Genomic DNA, 15,357 nt, shown 5'->3' with positions numbered 1-15,357 from the left:
TTATTTTTTGCAAACCGCACATTTTCAACAGCCAACTGTTTACAATTTGTTAATAAAATAATAAAATTGATAAAACTTTGGCATCAAAATGTCTGTATAACTTTATAATTACACAAGTTATGCAAACATTATGACTAGCTCAATATTAGAAATTACCGAAAACGAATATCTTATCAAATTGAACAGGAGTACTTTCGACCTGTCGTTTATAAGAAGTCTGCTGAAAATAGTTGAGGTGGCGAACCCATCGGACGACCATCTGCCGACGCCAGAGAAATATGTACCGGCAAGATTGAACTCTTCATCTGAACCGGACTATTACAGCTTTATTGAAGAGAAATAGGCTTTAAAGATCATCTTTTTAAAGCCTATTTTTTTGACTAATACTGGCGGTATCCGCCACGCACTGCCTGCTGTTTATCCATTTGCGCCATCTGCGCCTTCATCATCTTTATCTGGTCGGCAAGCAGTTTATTCTTATCATCTTTACTTGCCTCAGAAAGATACATCTGCGCTTCGCGCTTATTACGTTTAGCCATCGCAATGCCCGCAAGGCTCAATTTAGCAAGAGCAACGTTGTGTGACATTTTCATGCCTAACGACAAGGCTTTCTTGAAGAACTTTTCTGATTTCAGCGGCGCCTTGCGCGATTCCATCAAGCCAAGCAACAAATTATAGTAACCATGCTGATTTTTGTTCAGTTGCTTTTCATAATCGGTTATTTTGCCAAGCCATTGGTCGGCTTTTTCTGAATTCTCCTTGCGCAGGTAAAACTGCGCAATGATCATGTTTTCGTTAAAGAAATAAGTTAGCAGGATAAGCCCCCCAATAAAAAACACCAATATCCCCCATCCCCAAAAACCGAAGCCACAAAGAGTAACGCCCGCTCCGGCAACAACGCAGGCAATAATAAGCCGAACAAGATTTGACATAATTTTATGAACTATAAAACAGATTGCAAATATCCGTTTATTTGTAGTCTTAACCAACATCTGCATAAATATTTATGGCGATAGATTTAGAACCATCCTGGCTGAAAGTTTTACAGGGCGAGTTTGAGAAGGACTATATGATCAAACTCAAAAAATTTTTAAAACACGAAAAGGATGCAGGCTATAAAATATATCCCAAAGGCGCGGATATTTTCAATGCATTCAAAAAAACACCTTTTGATGGACTGAAAGTAGTGATATTGGGCCAGGACCCCTATCATGGAGTTAACCAGGCGCATGGTTTGTCATTTTCGGTGCAAAAAAGCATAACACCGCCGCCATCACTTAAAAATATTTATAAGGAACTGGCAACGGATATCCCGGGTTTTACAATACCAAATCATGGCGACCTGACCGAATGGGCGGAACAGGGTGTTTTATTACTAAACGCAACGCTTACAGTGAGAGACAGCAGCCCTGCATCGCATCAAAAAAAAGGCTGGGAGGAATTTACCGACCAGGTGATCAAAACTATATCTGACAAAAAAGAAGGTATTGTTTTCATCCTGTGGGGAGCGTATGCACAGGCCAAAGCCGAACTGATCGATAAGTCTAAACACTTTATCATCAAATCTCCTCACCCATCGCCGTTTTCTGCTGACAGGGGATTCTTTGGTTCCAGGCCGTTCTCAAAAACAAATGAGATATTGGTAAAAGAAGGGAAGGAACCTATTGATTGGCAAATACATTAATAATTACTGAATGATTGAATTATAGAATTATTGATATTCAGTCATTAAATAATTCAGTAAATCAACAATTAGTATTCCAACGGCACTATCGGCTCTTTTTTGCTGGTCGACATGATCATCATGGTTTGGAAAGTTTTTACAACCGGTATGCGGCTGATCTTTTCCATGATGAGTTGCTCGTATGATTTAATGTCTTTAACGTATACCTTAAGCAGGAAATCGCACTGACCGGTTACGTGATGGCATTCTGTAACTTCCTTTATCTTTTGTATCTCGTCCAGGAATACCTGGATCGTATTATTCTTGTGAAAATCAAGCGAAACCTGGATAAATGTTTTGATGCCGAGGCCCAGCTTTTCCTCGTCTACAAGTGCGTGGTAGCTTTTGATGTACTCCGCATTTTCCAGTTTACGTACGCGTTCCAGGGTGGGCGCAGGCGATAAGCCTATTTCATTGGATAACTGTAAGTTGGTTATCCTTCCATTGTCCTGTAAAATCCTGAGTATCTGCAGGTCAATTTTGTCAAGTTCAGCAGCCATGATGGGTACAAATATAGTTTTTCCTTAATCAACAGAATAAAATTTCTTTTAAAACAATTTAGGCCGAAATAAATTTTATAGATTTTTTTTAGACTAATCTAAATTTTTAATTAGATTTGCTTAAATGCATACATTCACAGAGGAGAATTATTTAAAGGCCATCTACCATCTTTCCATCCAGTCGGAAAGCGTCAGCACCAACCAGATCGCCGCGTCGTTAAGCACAAAAGCGGCGTCGGTAACGGATATGCTGAAGAAGCTGGCCGAAAAAGAGTTGATCAATTACACCAAATACCAGGGTGTAACATTAACAGGCGCCGGTGAAAAGGTCGCGTTGAGCATCGTGAGGAAACACAGGTTGTGGGAGTACTTCCTGGTGGAAAAACTCAATTTTAAATGGGACCAAGTGCACGAGGTTGCCGAAGAGCTTGAGCATATTTCGTCAAAGGAGCTTGTCGATCGTCTCGACGAGTTTATGGGTCGCCCGAAATACGACCCGCATGGCGACCCCATACCCGATCAGCATGGAAAATTTAAGGCGCACGAATTGAAACCGGTGTCTGCTTTGCTGGTTGACAATACGGGAATAATTTCAGGGGTCAGGGAACACTCCGCCGCTTTCCTCCAATATCTTGAGAAAATGAATTTGATCATTGGTAAAAAGATCAAAATAGCAGAAATAAACACCTACGATCACTCGGTGATCCTGACGGTTGATAATAATAAAATACATATCAGCCGCGAAGTAGCCAATAATTTGCTGATAGCACTATGAGCCACGAACACGGCAAATCGCTGAGCAATGTCCATAGCTCCATTACCACCGACAACAAAACAGGCTGGCGGAGGTTAATGGCTTTTATAGGTCCGGCATACCTCATCAGCGTTGGTTATATGGACCCGGGCAACTGGGCCACGGATATTGCAGGTGGCAGCGCTTTCGGGTATAAGCTGATCTGGGTGCTTTTCGTATCTAACCTGGTGGCACTGTTACTGCAATCATTAGCCGCAAGATTGGGGATCGTACGAGGGCTCGACCTGGCCCAGGCATCAAAGAACGCTTATCCGCGTTTTGCTAACTTCTTTCTTTACCTGCTGGCGCAAATAGCTATTATAGCCTGCGATCTCGCCGAAATAATCGGTATGGCAATCGGTTTAAAGCTTTTATTTAACCTTCCGTTGATATGGGGTGTTTCGCTAACATTGACGGACACCATACTGATGCTGTTCCTGATGAACCGCGGAATGCGCAAACTGGAGGGCTTTATTATCTCCATGATATTTATTATCGGCGTCTCGTTCCTGGTGGAGATGTTTATTGTACAGCCAGACATTAAAGAGATAGCAAAGGGATTTATTCCAACTAACCTTTTTAAATCCGACCATGCAACGCAGCAAATGCTGTACATTACTATCGGTATAATTGGCGCAACGGTAATGCCGCATAATTTATACCTGCACTCGTCATTGGTTCAAACCCGAAGAATAACAAAGACCGACGAAGGTATTAAAACAGCTATCAAATTTAACCTGTTTGACACAACCATAGCGTTAAACCTGGCCTTCTTCGTGAACGCGGCGATATTGATACTGGCAGCGGGCGCCTTCTTCCGCAATGGCTATTTTGAGGTTGCGGAGATCAAAGATGCTTATAAGCTGCTGGAACACATTTTCGGAAAGGTGGCCCCCACCCTGTTTGCGATCGCCCTGATAGCATCAGGACAGAGTTCCACCGTAACGGGTACACTTGCCGGGCAGATCATCATGGAAGGGCATATCAATCTGCGCATCGAACCATGGTTGCGCCGTTTGCTTACACGCTTGCTGGCAATAGTCCCGGCTATGTTCACCATTATTTATTTTGGTGAGGATGGCCTGGGTAAACTCATTATCCTTAGCCAGGTTGTGCTGAGCCTACAATTAGGGTTTGCGGTGATACCTCTTATCCACTTTGTATCCGATCGTAAACGGATGGGGATATTCTCCATAAGCAATAAGGTAAAGTTACTTGCCTGGGCATGTGCCGTACTGATACTCGGCTTGAATGCAAAACTGGTGATCGATCAGATAAAGGATTGGATCGCTGCTTACCCGCAGTCGGGAGTATTGATTTATGGTTTGGTGGTACCCATAACAATTGCGGTCGGTGTGCTGTTAATATATGTATTTTTAAGACCTTTATTGTTTAAACATAAAGATATGCCTGCACAGGTGCCACATGGTTTAGCTACTGCTATTACCGACCTTGCGCCGATAATTTATAAAACGATTGGCATAACCATCGATTTTTCTAAAAACGATAAAGACTGCATCAGGCATGCGATTATGCAGGGCGGGAAAAGGGCGCACTATAAGTTGATACACGTGGTTGAAACTGCGGGGGCGCGTTATTATGGAACGGACACCATGGACCACGAAACACAAAGCGATGTGGACAACCTGGAAAAATATGTTACTTCGATGCAGGAGCTGGGGTACCATGCCGAAAGTAAGATCGGTTTTGGAAGAGCTGCGAAGTCCATTGCGCAAATTGTAAAGGATGAACAGATAGAATTCCTGGTGATGGGCTCGCACGGGCATAAGGCTCTAAAGGATCTGATATTTGGCACAACAGTAAATTCTGTTCGGCATAAGGTTAATATCCCGGTATTGGTGGTAAAACCGCAATAATTCGCATATTTGCACCGCGATGAGCCAGGATATCTATATAAAGAACAAACGTGCCTATTTTGAATACGCCATACTGGATAAATATACAGCCGGTATAAAATTGCTGGGGACCGAGATCAAATCTATCCGCGAAGGCAAGGCGAATCTGAATGATGCATTTTGCACCTTTATAGATGGGCAACTATTTGTCCGAAACCTTCATATTTCGGAATACTCCTACGGCTCATTCTACAACCACGAAGCCAAACGCGATCGGGTGTTATTGCTCAACAAAAAAGAACTAAAAAAACTGCAAACCCGTGGCGAGGAGAAGGGATTAACCATTGTTCCTTTAGCTTTGTTTATAAGCGAACGCGGTTTTGCCAAGTTGGAAATAGGGCTGGCACAAGGCAAGAAAACCTATGACAAGCGTGAAAGTTTGAAAGAGCGCGATACTAAAGTGGAAATGGAACGGGCGATGAAGCGGTAGGTTTGGTTTTTGAAAAATCAAATTAACTCCTTATATTCATCTACGTGTATAACAGTTATAAATACAGACCTGGATTAGTCAAGATTATTCCTTGGGAGAAGCTTGAGGAAAAGTATGAGAATTTGGGGTTCCCCTATGAAAGCATGCTCGCGCTAATTCGATTTATTCGTAAGGGTAATTTGGATAAAAAACTCTTTGCATATACATCTATGCATAATTTAGTAGTTACGATTTATAATCCGGCTGAACTTGGCAGAGAGACCTTGCATATTACATTAAATGTGAACAATATGCGTTGGTATTTTGAATATCGCCCGAAACCATTTGAACCTTCAGAGATGATCCGATATTGTGACGATGACGAATTGATAGTTACATTTTATAAATATATCAATCGACTCAAATGGTAAATTCGAAATTGCACATCCGAAATTCGAAATCCTACCAAGCCTTATCCCCCACCAACGGCACAAACCTGAAAGTATCCAATACGTGTTTCTCGTAATCGTTTTCAGCTGTTTTTAGTACCGTCACCATTTTCTGTTTGTCTTCATCTCCCACCGGTATCACCAGGATACCGCCAATTTTAAGTTGTTTTAATAGCTCGTCGGGTACGGTAGGCGCGCCGGCAGTTACGATGATCTTATCATAAGGTGCATGTTCTTTTATGCCCCTGGAGCCATCGCCTAAAAAGAATTTGGGTTTATAACCCATGTAGGGCAAAACCTGTATGGTGCGCTGATATAGCTTTTCCTGCCTTTCAATGGTATACACATCAGCTCCAAGCTCCATCAATATGCAAGCCTGGTAACCTGAACCTGTGCCAATTTCCAGCACTTTATCGCCTTTTTTGATATGTAGCAGTTGGGTTTGGTAGGCAACAGTATAAGGCTGTGATATGGTTTGCTCCTCGCCAATCGGGAAGGCAATATCTTTATAAGCCTGGTTCCAGAAAGTTTCATCGAAAAAGAAATGGCGGGGAACTTTGCCGATCGCTTTTAATATCTGCTTATCATCGATGCCCTTTTTCTCCAATATCTCAACAAGCCTTTTGCGGGCGCCTTGTTCACGGTAATTGTCTATAAACTTATAAGCCATTTGCCAACAAAGTTAGCACGATTTCGGTAGTCTGAGCAGGAATGTTTAGAAATTCAGGTTACACAGAAATTCAGGTATTAGATTCTTCGCTGCGCTCGGAATGACAAAAATCAGACTGGGTCGACGTCTGCCTGTATGATTGCACCCTTGCTCAACTTAGTCGTTTGAAACTGAGTGATGACATCCTTAATGATTGCCTTTGCGCGGTTAATGGACTCCACATCCCGCTCAAATTTGAGCATGATGGATTTGATATAGTAATTACGGATACGGCTGATGAGCGGATATTCGGGCCCTATAACACGGTCGCCAAAGTTCTTGCGGAGCTCGGTTGCAAGGTATTCGGCCTGGTTATATAATATGTCCTGGCTTTTGTGTTTTACATCCAAATTGATAATACGATAGAACGGCGGATATTTGAAGCTTTTACGCTCTTCCATTTCTGTAAAGTACAGATCCTTATAATCATTTTCTATTACCTGCCTGATAACCCGGTGGTTAGGGTCATATGTTTGAATAACTACTTTACCCTGTTTGCCCCTGCGGCCTGCCCTGCCGCTTACCTGCGCCAGCATCTGGAAGCTGCGTTCGTTGGCATGGTAATCAGGATATTTTAACAGGCTATCTGCATTGATAATTCCAATAACCGTAACATCAGAAAAGTCGAGTCCCTTGGCCACCATTTGCGTACCTACCAGGATATCTATCTTTTTCTCTTCCAGGTCGTTCAGGATGTTTTGTAAAGAATTTCTCGAACGTGTGGTATCCAGGTCCATGCGGGCTATCCGTGCCCCGGGCAGCAACATACTCAATTCATCTTCTACCTTCTCGGTACCAAAACCCTTATATTCCAGGTGCGTCGATCCACACGCCGGGCAGATGGATGGTGCTTCTTCCTTATATCCGCAATAATGGCAATGCAGTTTTCCGCTGCTTTTATGAAAGGTGAGGCTCACATCGCAATTGACACATTTGGGCGTATAAGCACAAACCTTGCACATCATTAATGGCGCGTACCCACGGCGGTTTTGGAACAGGATCACCTGCTCCTTGTTGGCGAGAGCGGTTTTTATATCATCCATCAGCACACTGGTAAAGTGCGACTGCATGGTTTTCTTTTTCAACTCTTCGGTAATACTTACCACTTCAGTTTTGGGCAGTTCAACCCCGCCAAAGCGCTCAGCCAGCTCAGCAAAACCGTACTTGTGTGTACGGGCATTGTAATACGACTCGAACGAAGGTGTGGCCGAGCCAAGCAAAACCTTACCCTGGTACATGTTACCGAGGTAAATAGCAGCGTCCCTGGCGTTATAACGCGGAGCCGGATCGAACTGCTTGTATGATGTTTCATGTTCCTCGTCCACAATGATCAAACCAAGGTCAGCAAACGGAAGAAAGACGGATGACCGCGCGCCGAGGATCACTTTATATTCATGATTCAGTACTTTCTGCCACACCTCCACACGTTCGTTATCATTGAAACGCGAATGATAAACACCTATGTTGCCGCCGAAATATTGGCGAAGGCGTTCGATAATATGCGTTGTTAAAGCGATCTCGGGCAGCAGGTAAAGCACCTGTTTGCCGGAATTGATCATATCTTCTATCAGCCGGATATAAAGCTGTGTTTTGCCGGATGACGTTACACCATGAAGCAGTACCACATCTTTTTCGCTAAACTGTTGCTTTATATCATTCAATACCTGTTCCTGTGTGTCACTAAGTTGAAAATTATCCGAGAACTCATCCTCATCAAAATACAAGCGGCTCACATTCTTTTCTTCGGCTACTAATATTTCCTTTTCAATAAGCGACCTGATACTTGCATCGCCCGCACCGCTTTCTTCTATCAATTCATTTTTTGATATCGTCTTTTGTGTCCTCGCCAATTTGATATAGGCCAGCAGGGCATCGGCTTGTTTGGGGGCACGCTTTTCAAGGATCGGAAAAAGCTCGCGTAGATTATCCGGATCGTTGTAAATGGGGTTGAGTGTGAGAAAAGTCCTTTTCCGTGGTTTATAACGTTCGCTAACTTCTTCCGAAATATTAATGATATTCTTTTCAAACATCGATTTCAGGATAGGCATCACTGTTTTCTGGCCCAACAATTTGACTATATCGCCAACCGTGAGCTCGTTTTGAATCTCGAGGGCTTCGGTTATCAGGAACTCTTTGTCGTGCAGGGTGCTTTTATCAACCTGGAAATCCTTGTTCAATTCGATTTTGGTCTCACTGGCCAATTTCAATGCCGAAGGCAATGCTGCATTCATTACTTCGCCCATATTGCAGAGGTAGTAATCCGCCAGCCATTGCCAAAACCGGAGTTGCCTTCCGGTTACCACGGGCCTGTCATCTAAAATATCGAGCAGGTATTTGGCCTCATATTTTTCGGGCGCCTGGTTGCCAACAGCGGCAATAATGGCGGTATATAACTTACTTTTACCAAACTGCACCACTACCCTTTTACCAATAAAGACCGAATCGTTCAACGAAAAAGGCACCCGGTAGGTATAGTTCTTCGATATCGCCAATGGCAGGATAACCTCCACAAATAGCGTTTCCCTGTCGGTATGCTGTATGTCGGCAAATTCGAGCATGAGATTATTTATTTCTGATGGCTCCCAGGGCCAGAGCGGCCCAGCCGGCTATGAACAGCAACCCGCCCAGGGGTGTTATTGGGCCTATAATATTGGATATGTGCAATCCAAGCAGATCCTGGCATGCAAGGAGGTATAATGAACCTGAAAAGAACACGACCCCTAAGGTGAACAGCCAATATGCGGGACCAATGAATTTGCGATCGGCAGGAAGCATGGAAAGGAACAGCAGCGCGAAAACATGATAGAACTGGTACTGTACAGCCGTGTGCCATACATCCAGCTGATAAGCGGTTAGTTTGGGTTTTAAACCATGTGCGGCAAAGGCGCCTGCAATAACCCCAAACATTCCTAATACAGCAGCCGTAATAACAATTTTCCTGTTCATCGGTATATAAAGTGCTAAGTTACCATTTGAAAGTATTACTTTACCGCTGACCGCCAAAAATCTACCTTTGTGTGATTTGAATCCATGAAACGACTAATTATCATTACAGTTCTGTTATTTGCTGCAACCGCATTGGTAACGGTCGTTTATTTTCGTCACCTCAATACTGCAGGCAAATACGCCAACCTGGCTATGCGCACCATCCCGAATGATGCCTCGCTGATATTCGAATTCAACAACGATAAGGAATTTTATGACATTTTTGCCGGGAGCAACCTCTTCAGTAATTTACTTGGCCAGGATAACCAGGATGAGTTAACTGCTTTACAAAAGCTATTGCTTCAAAATACCCTGCTCAAAAAATATTTTAACGGGCAGGATATTTTTGTTTCGCTTCACCCGCAGAAGGATAATTCAATTGATTTTCTGCTAACTGTATCCGTTTCAAAGGAGTTCAGCGAGGCTGCATTGGAACAATTATCAAAACAACCAAAAAACGGCATGCTGATAACACCAACGGAGTTTGACGGCAAGCCAGGTTACATTATTTACCTGAACGACCTTAAAAAAAGGTTTTACGTGATCAATAAAGATGACTACTGTCTGTCGGGTAGCTTTTCGAAAGAGGTTATTAACCGCTGTGCGGCTTACGATTACCGACGGGAAAAACAGGCATTTGTATTACTGCCTGATCAGCAACGCTCCAACTCGCTCGCGAACCTTTATCTGAACTACCGCGCGCTTACCCCCTTAGTTGAACAGGTGTTTTTAAGCAGGAACTATGATATCGTTAAAAACTTCCGCCAGTTTCCAGGGTTGGCTGCATTGAGCCTTAACTTTAAAAGCGATGCCCTGATATTTAATGGAACAAGCGAGCCACAAAATAACGAGCCGGAAGGATATCTGGGCCTTTTCAGCGGCCAGCAACCGGTTGCTAATCACCTGAAGGAGCTATTTCCTTCCACCACAGCTTACTTTACAAATTTCTCAGTTTCAGACCCGATAAAATTTGAGTCGGAATTGGCAATTTGGGAATCAGGAAGTGATTTTGGCCCGCAACGAAGCAACATACTTGGTAAGATAAAAAAGGAAACGGGCATTTCCTTACAAAAGGAGTTTCCGCGGCTACTGGGAAACGAATTTGCCATAGTAACCACACATTACCACGAAAAGATAGGCATAGTACAGTTAAAAGATGGCTCGAAACTATTAGGGCTACTCACCAATACCTGCAAAATGAGTTCTGATAACACCGGCCAGTTCACCTACGAAAATGTACCGGAGATATTACTTGGCGAAGCTTTCAGCCAGTTTAAAAGACCGTATTTTAAAGTGATCGACAATTACCTGGTACTAACGAACAGCACCTCCGAAATTGTCAGCTATACCGATACCTACGTGAACCGGAAATTCCTGGTCAAGACTAACGGCTATAATGATTTCAACAACCTGCTGGCCGAAAAAAGCAACGTGTCATTTTTCATCCAATTCAAAAATGCAACCCAATTATTCAGGCAGGATATGAAATTATCTTTCTACGAAAACCTTGACCAGGCAAATCCGGGCTGGAAAAATTTCTACGGTGCTTCGTGGCAACTTTCATCGTCCGACAAAAGCTTTTATACCAACTTTTGTATGCGTTTAAACACCGATACAGCATCATTAAAAAGCTCTTTCTGAAAAAATCTGCTGTATTTACACAACCCAACACCTAAAATCCCGTTTAAGGGATAAAGCTGTTAATTTTTAATTTTTAGTATAAAAATAGTTTTTGAAGTTTATCTTTAAAACGCATAAACTAACATATAGCCCCTGAGATACTTATAATGAAGAAGTTTTTACTGGTTTCTTGTTTTTTATTGTTAGCAGCAAAGGGGTTCTCGCAACAGTTTTCACAATACAACACCGGAACTTTATACGATTCGTTTGAAAACCCTTCGCAAAGGGCCTTTGTACCAGATACCAGTAAAATGTATGCCTTCAATTTTTTTGTTCCTAATTTTAACGCCGGTTTCTTTTTAACTGGCGATGCGCAATCCACCCTTGTGGACAGGGCGTTTGGAGGGAAATACAATAATAGCGTCCTCGAGATCGGTAACAACAAATTCAACCACGTCAATATTAGTGGAAATGCATACCTGCTTATGTTCAAAATGTTTTCGAGTTTGAAGGGAGACGTTGAACTTGGTTTTTTTGCACAAACAAAGCTGGAGGGCAGGGGATATTTTTCCGATGAGTCTATTGCCGTTTTCAACGGACCCGGAGCATTCGCCAACAGCACGTATAATGATATTTTCAATGACCACTATTACTACCAGATATATAACTCGATAGGCTTTTCGTATCGGGAAAAAGTAACCAATAGGCTTGCCATAGGCGTAAAATTGAGTGCTTTGCTTGGCATTGACTATAATAAGGTGGACATCTATCAGTCGCATATCAATTTCGACAATGAAAACGACGCTGCAATAATTTCCCTAAGGGGCAAATATTATCAAAGCAAGGGGCCCGGCAATTTCGATAGCCGGAGCTTTTTACCTACCACCCGCAGCCCCGGTGCACAGATCAGCCTCGGCACTTCCTACAGGACCGAAGACAATGTTACCATACAGGTTAATTTAAAAGATCTTGGTTTTATCCATTGGTATAGCGAATCGGGCGTGTCCAACTTTAATGGTACCGAAACCATAAATGGTGTCACTACTCCGCACCGCGAGGATAGCATTTTCAACCAGGTAAACAATATACTCAGAAGTAAAAAAGTATTTCAATCGTTTACAACGCCAACAAATGCACTATTCGAGTTAAGCGCTACAAAGTCATATTGGGTAAACGACGATCACTCTATCAAATATTCCCCTACTGTTGTCGTATCAAAGGAGTTATATTACACAAATTATACCGGCGCGCTTGTAAACCATTTTCAGTACAAAAACTATCACTTTAGCTTGACCGCAAGCTACGACGACATGAATCTGTTCAACCTGGGCACCCAGTTTATGATCAAATCCTACAATGGGGAATTTTTTATCGGCACAGATAAATTATTAAAGACCGCGGCGTTGGCGGGAGCAACCAATAACTATTCATCATATGGCAACAGTTCGTTTACCGGCGCCAGCTTCTTTTTAGGATTCTCTCTTAAATTCGGACCGGTAATAGAGCACCCGCTCAACGCAAGTACAATTCCTATGGGCGAAAAAGGATTCATTGGCCGTTTATACAACCGGCTATTCAAGACTTATCAGTAGCCCTTTTTCCTGCTATAAAATCCTTCAGGTAATAAGGTTCAAAATAAGCCACATCTTCAAACTCCTTTGCAAGATATTTCTCCGTCGCTCTTTTGGTAAGGTATTTTGCAGAATTGGCAAAGTCGCTTAATATCTCTGCATTTGAATGGATGCTTAATACTTCGCGGCACTTTTCGGCGCCATCTCCAAAGAAAATGATTTTGTGATCCGACAACAGGTTCTTGAAGCTATTTTCGTCAATTATTTCTGCAGATGTTGGCAGTATCTTATTTCCATCGGGATCGAAGACAGCTGTGTAAACTTCCATGCGCCGCGCGTCTATCATCGGGCAAAGCAAAGTTCCCGGATCAAAAGTACTTTGACCGATGAGGCCCCATGCCATTGTTTCCAGCGTTTCGACAGCGATCAACGGTTTATCCAGGGCAAAGCTTAACCCTTTTGCCGCCGAAACACCGATACGTAAACCTGTGTAAGAGCCTGGGCCGCTGCTTATAGCTATGGCGTCAATATTATCGAAATTTTTACCGGCTGCCTGCAATACCTCGTTGACAAAAACCGTGATCTTTTCAGCATGGATATTCCGCTGGTCGGCTTCCCTGCAGGCCAAGATCTTTCCGTTTTCCGACAAAGCTACCGAGCATACTGTTGTGGCTGTTTCTACCTGAAGTATCATTTTTTAAAAGCTGAAAGCCGAAAGCATAAAGCTAAAAGCTACTATTGGGTTCATTTAATAATTGTCGATACCTAAGGGACAGGATCGTGTCCATGCCCACCCCACGGGTTACAACTTGCAATTCGTTTTATAGTTAACCATCCGCCTTTAAAGGCACCATGCTTTTTTATTGCCTCTAACCCGTATTGCGAACAAGTGGGTGTATAACGGCATGATGCACCGGTAAGCGGCGAAATAAAATATTGATAGATTTTTATCAGCAACAAAAATATCCAGCCGATAACTGTCTTTAATATTTCTATTATCAGCATCATTTGGCGCTAAGTTCGGCAAGCCCGGTCAAAAGCTTCAGCATTTTTTTATGGATCAGGTCGGAATCGTTAATTTCCTTGCCAATATAGCCAACTGAAAAAATTATCCGTTTATCTAAAGGCTTAAGAGCCGAATAAAGGTATTGTTGTTTATTCAGCCGATAAGCCTCGCGCATGCGCCTTTTGAGCAAATTGCGGTCGACAGCGCTTTTGAAGCGTTTTTTTGGCACCGAGAATAAAACCTGCGCGGGGAAATCCTGGGGCTGGCTTACTGCCATCCACGAGACCTTAAAGGGGTAACATAAAAAAGAAGAACCATTATGAAAAAGCTCATAGATGAGCCTTTTATTACATAACCGTTCTTCTTTTGTAAAGCTGTATATTTTGCTCATACCTCAACTGCAGTTTAAAGCAATAACCGGTCGGAGCCTGTAGACAAGCAATTATGCTTTGTGCGAGCGCTCGTCAGAAACAGATAATCTTTTTCTGCCTTTTGCTCTTCTGGCTGCCAATACTCTTCTGCCGTTAGCAGTTGCCATACGCTCACGGAAACCGTGTTTATTTCTTCTTTTTCTTTGAGAAGGCTGAAACGTTCTTTTCATCGCTATTTATTCTATTCGTCGTGTTTTAAAACAAGAGCGCAAATTTAGTGCTTTTTTTATACTTTTCAAATAGAATTATAGTATTTGTTAAATGAGCTGTTGTATTGTTATATTGCTTAACTGTTTATTGCCAGCGCAATCAGTAAACTTCCATATTATGAAATATTTAGCAGTCTTAATATTCCTGCTGGCGCCGCTGCTGACGCTAAGCCAGGAGAACCCGCATTATAAAATATACAGCACCAGCCAGCAAAAACTGGTATCGGCAGATGACATTATAGCAGGGATAGATAATGCCGACGTGCTTTTTTTCGGCGAGGAGCATAACGATTCGACCTGCCACGTACTGGAATCGCTTTTATTTCAAAAACTTGCGGGAAGATATCCAGGCAGGTCGGCCCTGAGTATGGAAATGTTTGAAACCGATTGCCAAAACGTATTAAATGAATATTTGGCCGGATTGATACGTGAAAAAAACTTTACCACCGAGGGTCGAGCCTGGAAAAACTATAAGGACTACCGACCGATGATAGAGTTTGCCAAAGCGGGTGGAATACCTGTTGTTGCGGCGAATGCGCCCGCCCGTTACGTAAATATGGTAAACCGGATGGGATTAGCCAGCCTGGATAAACTGGACAAAACAGGTAAGGCTTGGCTCCCTCCTCTCCCGATCGATACCGCTACAGGTGCCTACTACGACAAGTTCCTGGAAATTATGGGCGGGCATGGCGCAATGGGCAATATGCAGATGTATCAGGCGCAAAATGTTTGGGATGCAACGATGGGCTGGTCGATAGCACGCTTCCTTAAAAAACATCACGGCTATAAAGTTTTCCAGGTGAATGGCGGGTTTCACAGCCAGGAAAAGCTTGGTGCGGCGGCCCAGCTTAAGAAGTATGACAAAAAGGCCAGGATAGTCAACATCGCCTGCTTTTCGGATGATAGTTACGATAACCCGGATTGGAGTAAATACAGTAAGGATAATGATTACATTATCCTTACTGATCCCAAATTGCCTAAGACATATTAATACTTAATGTCTAACCCGGACTTACGAGATATTATTTTGATTAGC

General features: G+C 42.8%; 17 protein-coding genes. 8 read left to right on the top strand and 9 right to left on the bottom strand.

The genetic code is table 11. The features are described 5' to 3' along the window. Nucleotides 1–130: 130 nt before the first annotated feature. Entirely contained in the window at nt 131–343 is a 213-nt protein-coding gene (locus FRZ54_RS14975; protein WP_147032394.1) for a hypothetical protein, read from the top strand. Between the two features lie 37 nt (nt 344–380). On the opposite strand, the gene FRZ54_RS14970 is transcribed toward FRZ54_RS14975, so the two are convergent. Next, nucleotides 381–932, bottom strand: coding sequence for a tetratricopeptide repeat protein (locus tag FRZ54_RS14970; RefSeq protein WP_147032393.1), 552 nt, complete (start codon nt 930–932; stop codon nt 381–383). 74 nt (nt 933–1,006) lie between these two features. Between FRZ54_RS14970 and ung the strand changes: the two genes are divergently transcribed. Continuing rightward, on the top strand, nt 1,007–1,684 hold the full coding sequence (gene ung / locus FRZ54_RS14965) for a uracil-DNA glycosylase (RefSeq protein WP_147032392.1): 678 nt from the start codon (nt 1,007–1,009) through the stop codon (nt 1,682–1,684). Between the two features lie 68 nt (nt 1,685–1,752). On the opposite strand, the gene FRZ54_RS14960 is transcribed toward ung, so the two are convergent. After that, nucleotides 1,753–2,223 carry an Lrp/AsnC family transcriptional regulator gene (locus FRZ54_RS14960; protein ID WP_147032391.1) on the bottom strand — a complete coding sequence of 157 codons (471 nt, stop codon included), beginning with the start codon at nt 2,221–2,223 and terminating at the stop codon, nt 1,753–1,755. Between the two features lie 124 nt (nt 2,224–2,347). Here FRZ54_RS14960 and FRZ54_RS14955 point away from each other — a divergent pair, with 124 nt between their 5' ends. From FRZ54_RS14955 to smpB, 3 genes are read left to right on the top strand one after another with little or no spacing between them, the layout of a single operon-like run. Further along, nucleotides 2,348–2,998, top strand: coding sequence for a metal-dependent transcriptional regulator (locus FRZ54_RS14955; RefSeq protein WP_147032390.1), 651 nt, complete (start codon nt 2,348–2,350; stop codon nt 2,996–2,998). After that, entirely contained in the window at nt 2,995–4,893 is a 1,899-nt protein-coding gene (locus FRZ54_RS14950; RefSeq protein WP_147032389.1) for an Nramp family divalent metal transporter, read from the top strand. The genes FRZ54_RS14955 and FRZ54_RS14950 overlap by 4 nt, the downstream gene beginning before the upstream one ends. 19 nt (nt 4,894–4,912) lie before the next feature. After that, on the top strand, nt 4,913–5,362 hold the full coding sequence (gene smpB, locus FRZ54_RS14945) for an SsrA-binding protein SmpB (protein ID WP_147032388.1): 450 nt from the start codon (nt 4,913–4,915) through the stop codon (nt 5,360–5,362). Nucleotides 5,363–5,803: 441 nt separating this feature from the next. On the opposite strand, the gene FRZ54_RS14940 is transcribed toward smpB, so the two are convergent. From FRZ54_RS14940 to FRZ54_RS14930, 3 genes are all read right to left on the bottom strand, one after another. Then, complete coding sequence (locus tag FRZ54_RS14940; protein ID WP_147032387.1) at nt 5,804–6,460, bottom strand: protein-L-isoaspartate(D-aspartate) O-methyltransferase; 657 nt, start codon at nt 6,458–6,460, stop codon at nt 5,804–5,806. 110 nt (nt 6,461–6,570) lie between these two features. After that, the gene (gene priA, locus FRZ54_RS14935) at nt 6,571–9,057 is read right to left on the bottom strand and encodes a replication restart helicase PriA (RefSeq protein WP_147032386.1); all 2,487 of its coding nucleotides are present in this window, start codon (nt 9,055–9,057) and stop codon (nt 6,571–6,573) included. A gap of 4 nt (nt 9,058–9,061) precedes the next feature. Then, entirely contained in the window at nt 9,062–9,445 is a 384-nt protein-coding gene (locus FRZ54_RS14930; protein WP_147032385.1) for a DUF423 domain-containing protein, read from the bottom strand. 84 nt (nt 9,446–9,529) lie between these two features. Here FRZ54_RS14930 and FRZ54_RS14925 point away from each other — a divergent pair, with 84 nt between their 5' ends. Both FRZ54_RS14925 and FRZ54_RS14920 read left to right on the top strand, forming a co-directional pair. Next, nucleotides 9,530–11,125, top strand: a complete 1,596-nt coding sequence (locus FRZ54_RS14925; RefSeq protein ID WP_147032384.1) for a hypothetical protein — start codon at nt 9,530–9,532, stop codon at nt 11,123–11,125. Nucleotides 11,126–11,271: 146 nt separating this feature from the next. After that, nucleotides 11,272–12,696 (top strand): DUF5723 family protein, encoded by a 1,425-nt coding sequence (locus FRZ54_RS14920; RefSeq protein WP_147032383.1) that lies wholly within the window; start codon nt 11,272–11,274, stop codon nt 12,694–12,696. On the opposite strand, the gene tsaB is transcribed toward FRZ54_RS14920, so the two are convergent. From tsaB to rpmH, 4 genes are all read right to left on the bottom strand, one after another. Next, nucleotides 12,680–13,369 (bottom strand): tRNA (adenosine(37)-N6)-threonylcarbamoyltransferase complex dimerization subunit type 1 TsaB, encoded by a 690-nt coding sequence (gene tsaB / locus FRZ54_RS14915; RefSeq protein ID WP_147032382.1) that lies wholly within the window; start codon nt 13,367–13,369, stop codon nt 12,680–12,682. The two genes, FRZ54_RS14920 and tsaB, sit on opposite strands and share 17 nt — an antisense overlap. 71 nt (nt 13,370–13,440) lie before the next feature. After that, nucleotides 13,441–13,683, bottom strand: a complete 243-nt coding sequence (yidD, locus tag FRZ54_RS14910; RefSeq protein ID WP_147032381.1) for a membrane protein insertion efficiency factor YidD — start codon at nt 13,681–13,683, stop codon at nt 13,441–13,443. After that, a complete protein-coding gene (locus FRZ54_RS14905; protein ID WP_228462502.1) occupies nt 13,680–14,072 on the bottom strand; it encodes a ribonuclease P protein component in 393 nt (130 codons plus the stop codon). Before FRZ54_RS14905 ends, yidD begins: the two co-directional genes overlap by 4 nt. Nucleotides 14,073–14,123: 51 nt before the next feature. Then, complete coding sequence (gene rpmH, locus FRZ54_RS14900) at nt 14,124–14,282, bottom strand: 50S ribosomal protein L34 (RefSeq protein ID WP_147032380.1); 159 nt, start codon at nt 14,280–14,282, stop codon at nt 14,124–14,126. Between the two features lie 157 nt (nt 14,283–14,439). Between rpmH and FRZ54_RS14895 the strand changes: the two genes are divergently transcribed. After that, nucleotides 14,440–15,312: a ChaN family lipoprotein gene (locus FRZ54_RS14895; protein WP_147032379.1), complete on the top strand. Its 873-nt coding sequence runs from the start codon at nt 14,440–14,442 to the stop codon at nt 15,310–15,312. The last annotated feature ends 45 nt before the right edge of the window (nt 15,313–15,357 follow it).

Origin of the sequence: Mucilaginibacter ginsenosidivorans, from assembly GCF_007971025.1 — a bacterium.
GTDB classification, from domain to species: domain Bacteria; phylum Bacteroidota; class Bacteroidia; order Sphingobacteriales; family Sphingobacteriaceae; genus Mucilaginibacter; species Mucilaginibacter ginsenosidivorans.
The sequence above is the reverse complement of the archived record's forward strand: the minus strand, read 5'-3'. Positions and strand labels throughout refer to the sequence as shown.

What these genes read in the sequence shown, in the direction of transcription:
- FRZ54_RS14975 (WP_147032394.1), top strand. Translation starts at nt 131, where the DNA reads ATGACTAGCTCAATATTAGAAATTACCGAAAACGAATATCTTATCAAA.
- FRZ54_RS14970 (WP_147032393.1), bottom strand. Translation starts at nt 932, where the DNA reads ATGTCAAATCTTGTTCGGCTTATTATTGCCTGCGTTGTTGCCGGAGCG.
- ung (WP_147032392.1), top strand. Translation starts at nt 1,007, where the DNA reads ATGGCGATAGATTTAGAACCATCCTGGCTGAAAGTTTTACAGGGCGAG.
- FRZ54_RS14960 (WP_147032391.1), bottom strand. Translation starts at nt 2,223, where the DNA reads ATGGCTGCTGAACTTGACAAAATTGACCTGCAGATACTCAGGATTTTA.
- FRZ54_RS14955 (WP_147032390.1), top strand. Translation starts at nt 2,348, where the DNA reads ATGCATACATTCACAGAGGAGAATTATTTAAAGGCCATCTACCATCTT.
- FRZ54_RS14950 (WP_147032389.1), top strand. Translation starts at nt 2,995, where the DNA reads ATGAGCCACGAACACGGCAAATCGCTGAGCAATGTCCATAGCTCCATT.
- smpB (WP_147032388.1), top strand. Translation starts at nt 4,913, where the DNA reads ATGAGCCAGGATATCTATATAAAGAACAAACGTGCCTATTTTGAATAC.
- FRZ54_RS14940 (WP_147032387.1), bottom strand. Translation starts at nt 6,460, where the DNA reads ATGGCTTATAAGTTTATAGACAATTACCGTGAACAAGGCGCCCGCAAA.
- priA (WP_147032386.1), bottom strand. Translation starts at nt 9,057, where the DNA reads ATGCTCGAATTTGCCGACATACAGCATACCGACAGGGAAACGCTATTT.
- FRZ54_RS14930 (WP_147032385.1), bottom strand. Translation starts at nt 9,445, where the DNA reads ATGAACAGGAAAATTGTTATTACGGCTGCTGTATTAGGAATGTTTGGG.
- FRZ54_RS14925 (WP_147032384.1), top strand. Translation starts at nt 9,530, where the DNA reads ATGAAACGACTAATTATCATTACAGTTCTGTTATTTGCTGCAACCGCA.
- FRZ54_RS14920 (WP_147032383.1), top strand. Translation starts at nt 11,272, where the DNA reads ATGAAGAAGTTTTTACTGGTTTCTTGTTTTTTATTGTTAGCAGCAAAG.
- tsaB (WP_147032382.1), bottom strand. Translation starts at nt 13,369, where the DNA reads ATGATACTTCAGGTAGAAACAGCCACAACAGTATGCTCGGTAGCTTTG.
- yidD (WP_147032381.1), bottom strand. Translation starts at nt 13,683, where the DNA reads ATGATGCTGATAATAGAAATATTAAAGACAGTTATCGGCTGGATATTT.
- FRZ54_RS14905 (WP_228462502.1), bottom strand. Translation starts at nt 14,072, where the DNA reads ATGAGCAAAATATACAGCTTTACAAAAGAAGAACGGTTATGTAATAAA.
- rpmH (WP_147032380.1), bottom strand. Translation starts at nt 14,282, where the DNA reads ATGAAAAGAACGTTTCAGCCTTCTCAAAGAAAAAGAAGAAATAAACAC.
- FRZ54_RS14895 (WP_147032379.1), top strand. Translation starts at nt 14,440, where the DNA reads ATGAAATATTTAGCAGTCTTAATATTCCTGCTGGCGCCGCTGCTGACG.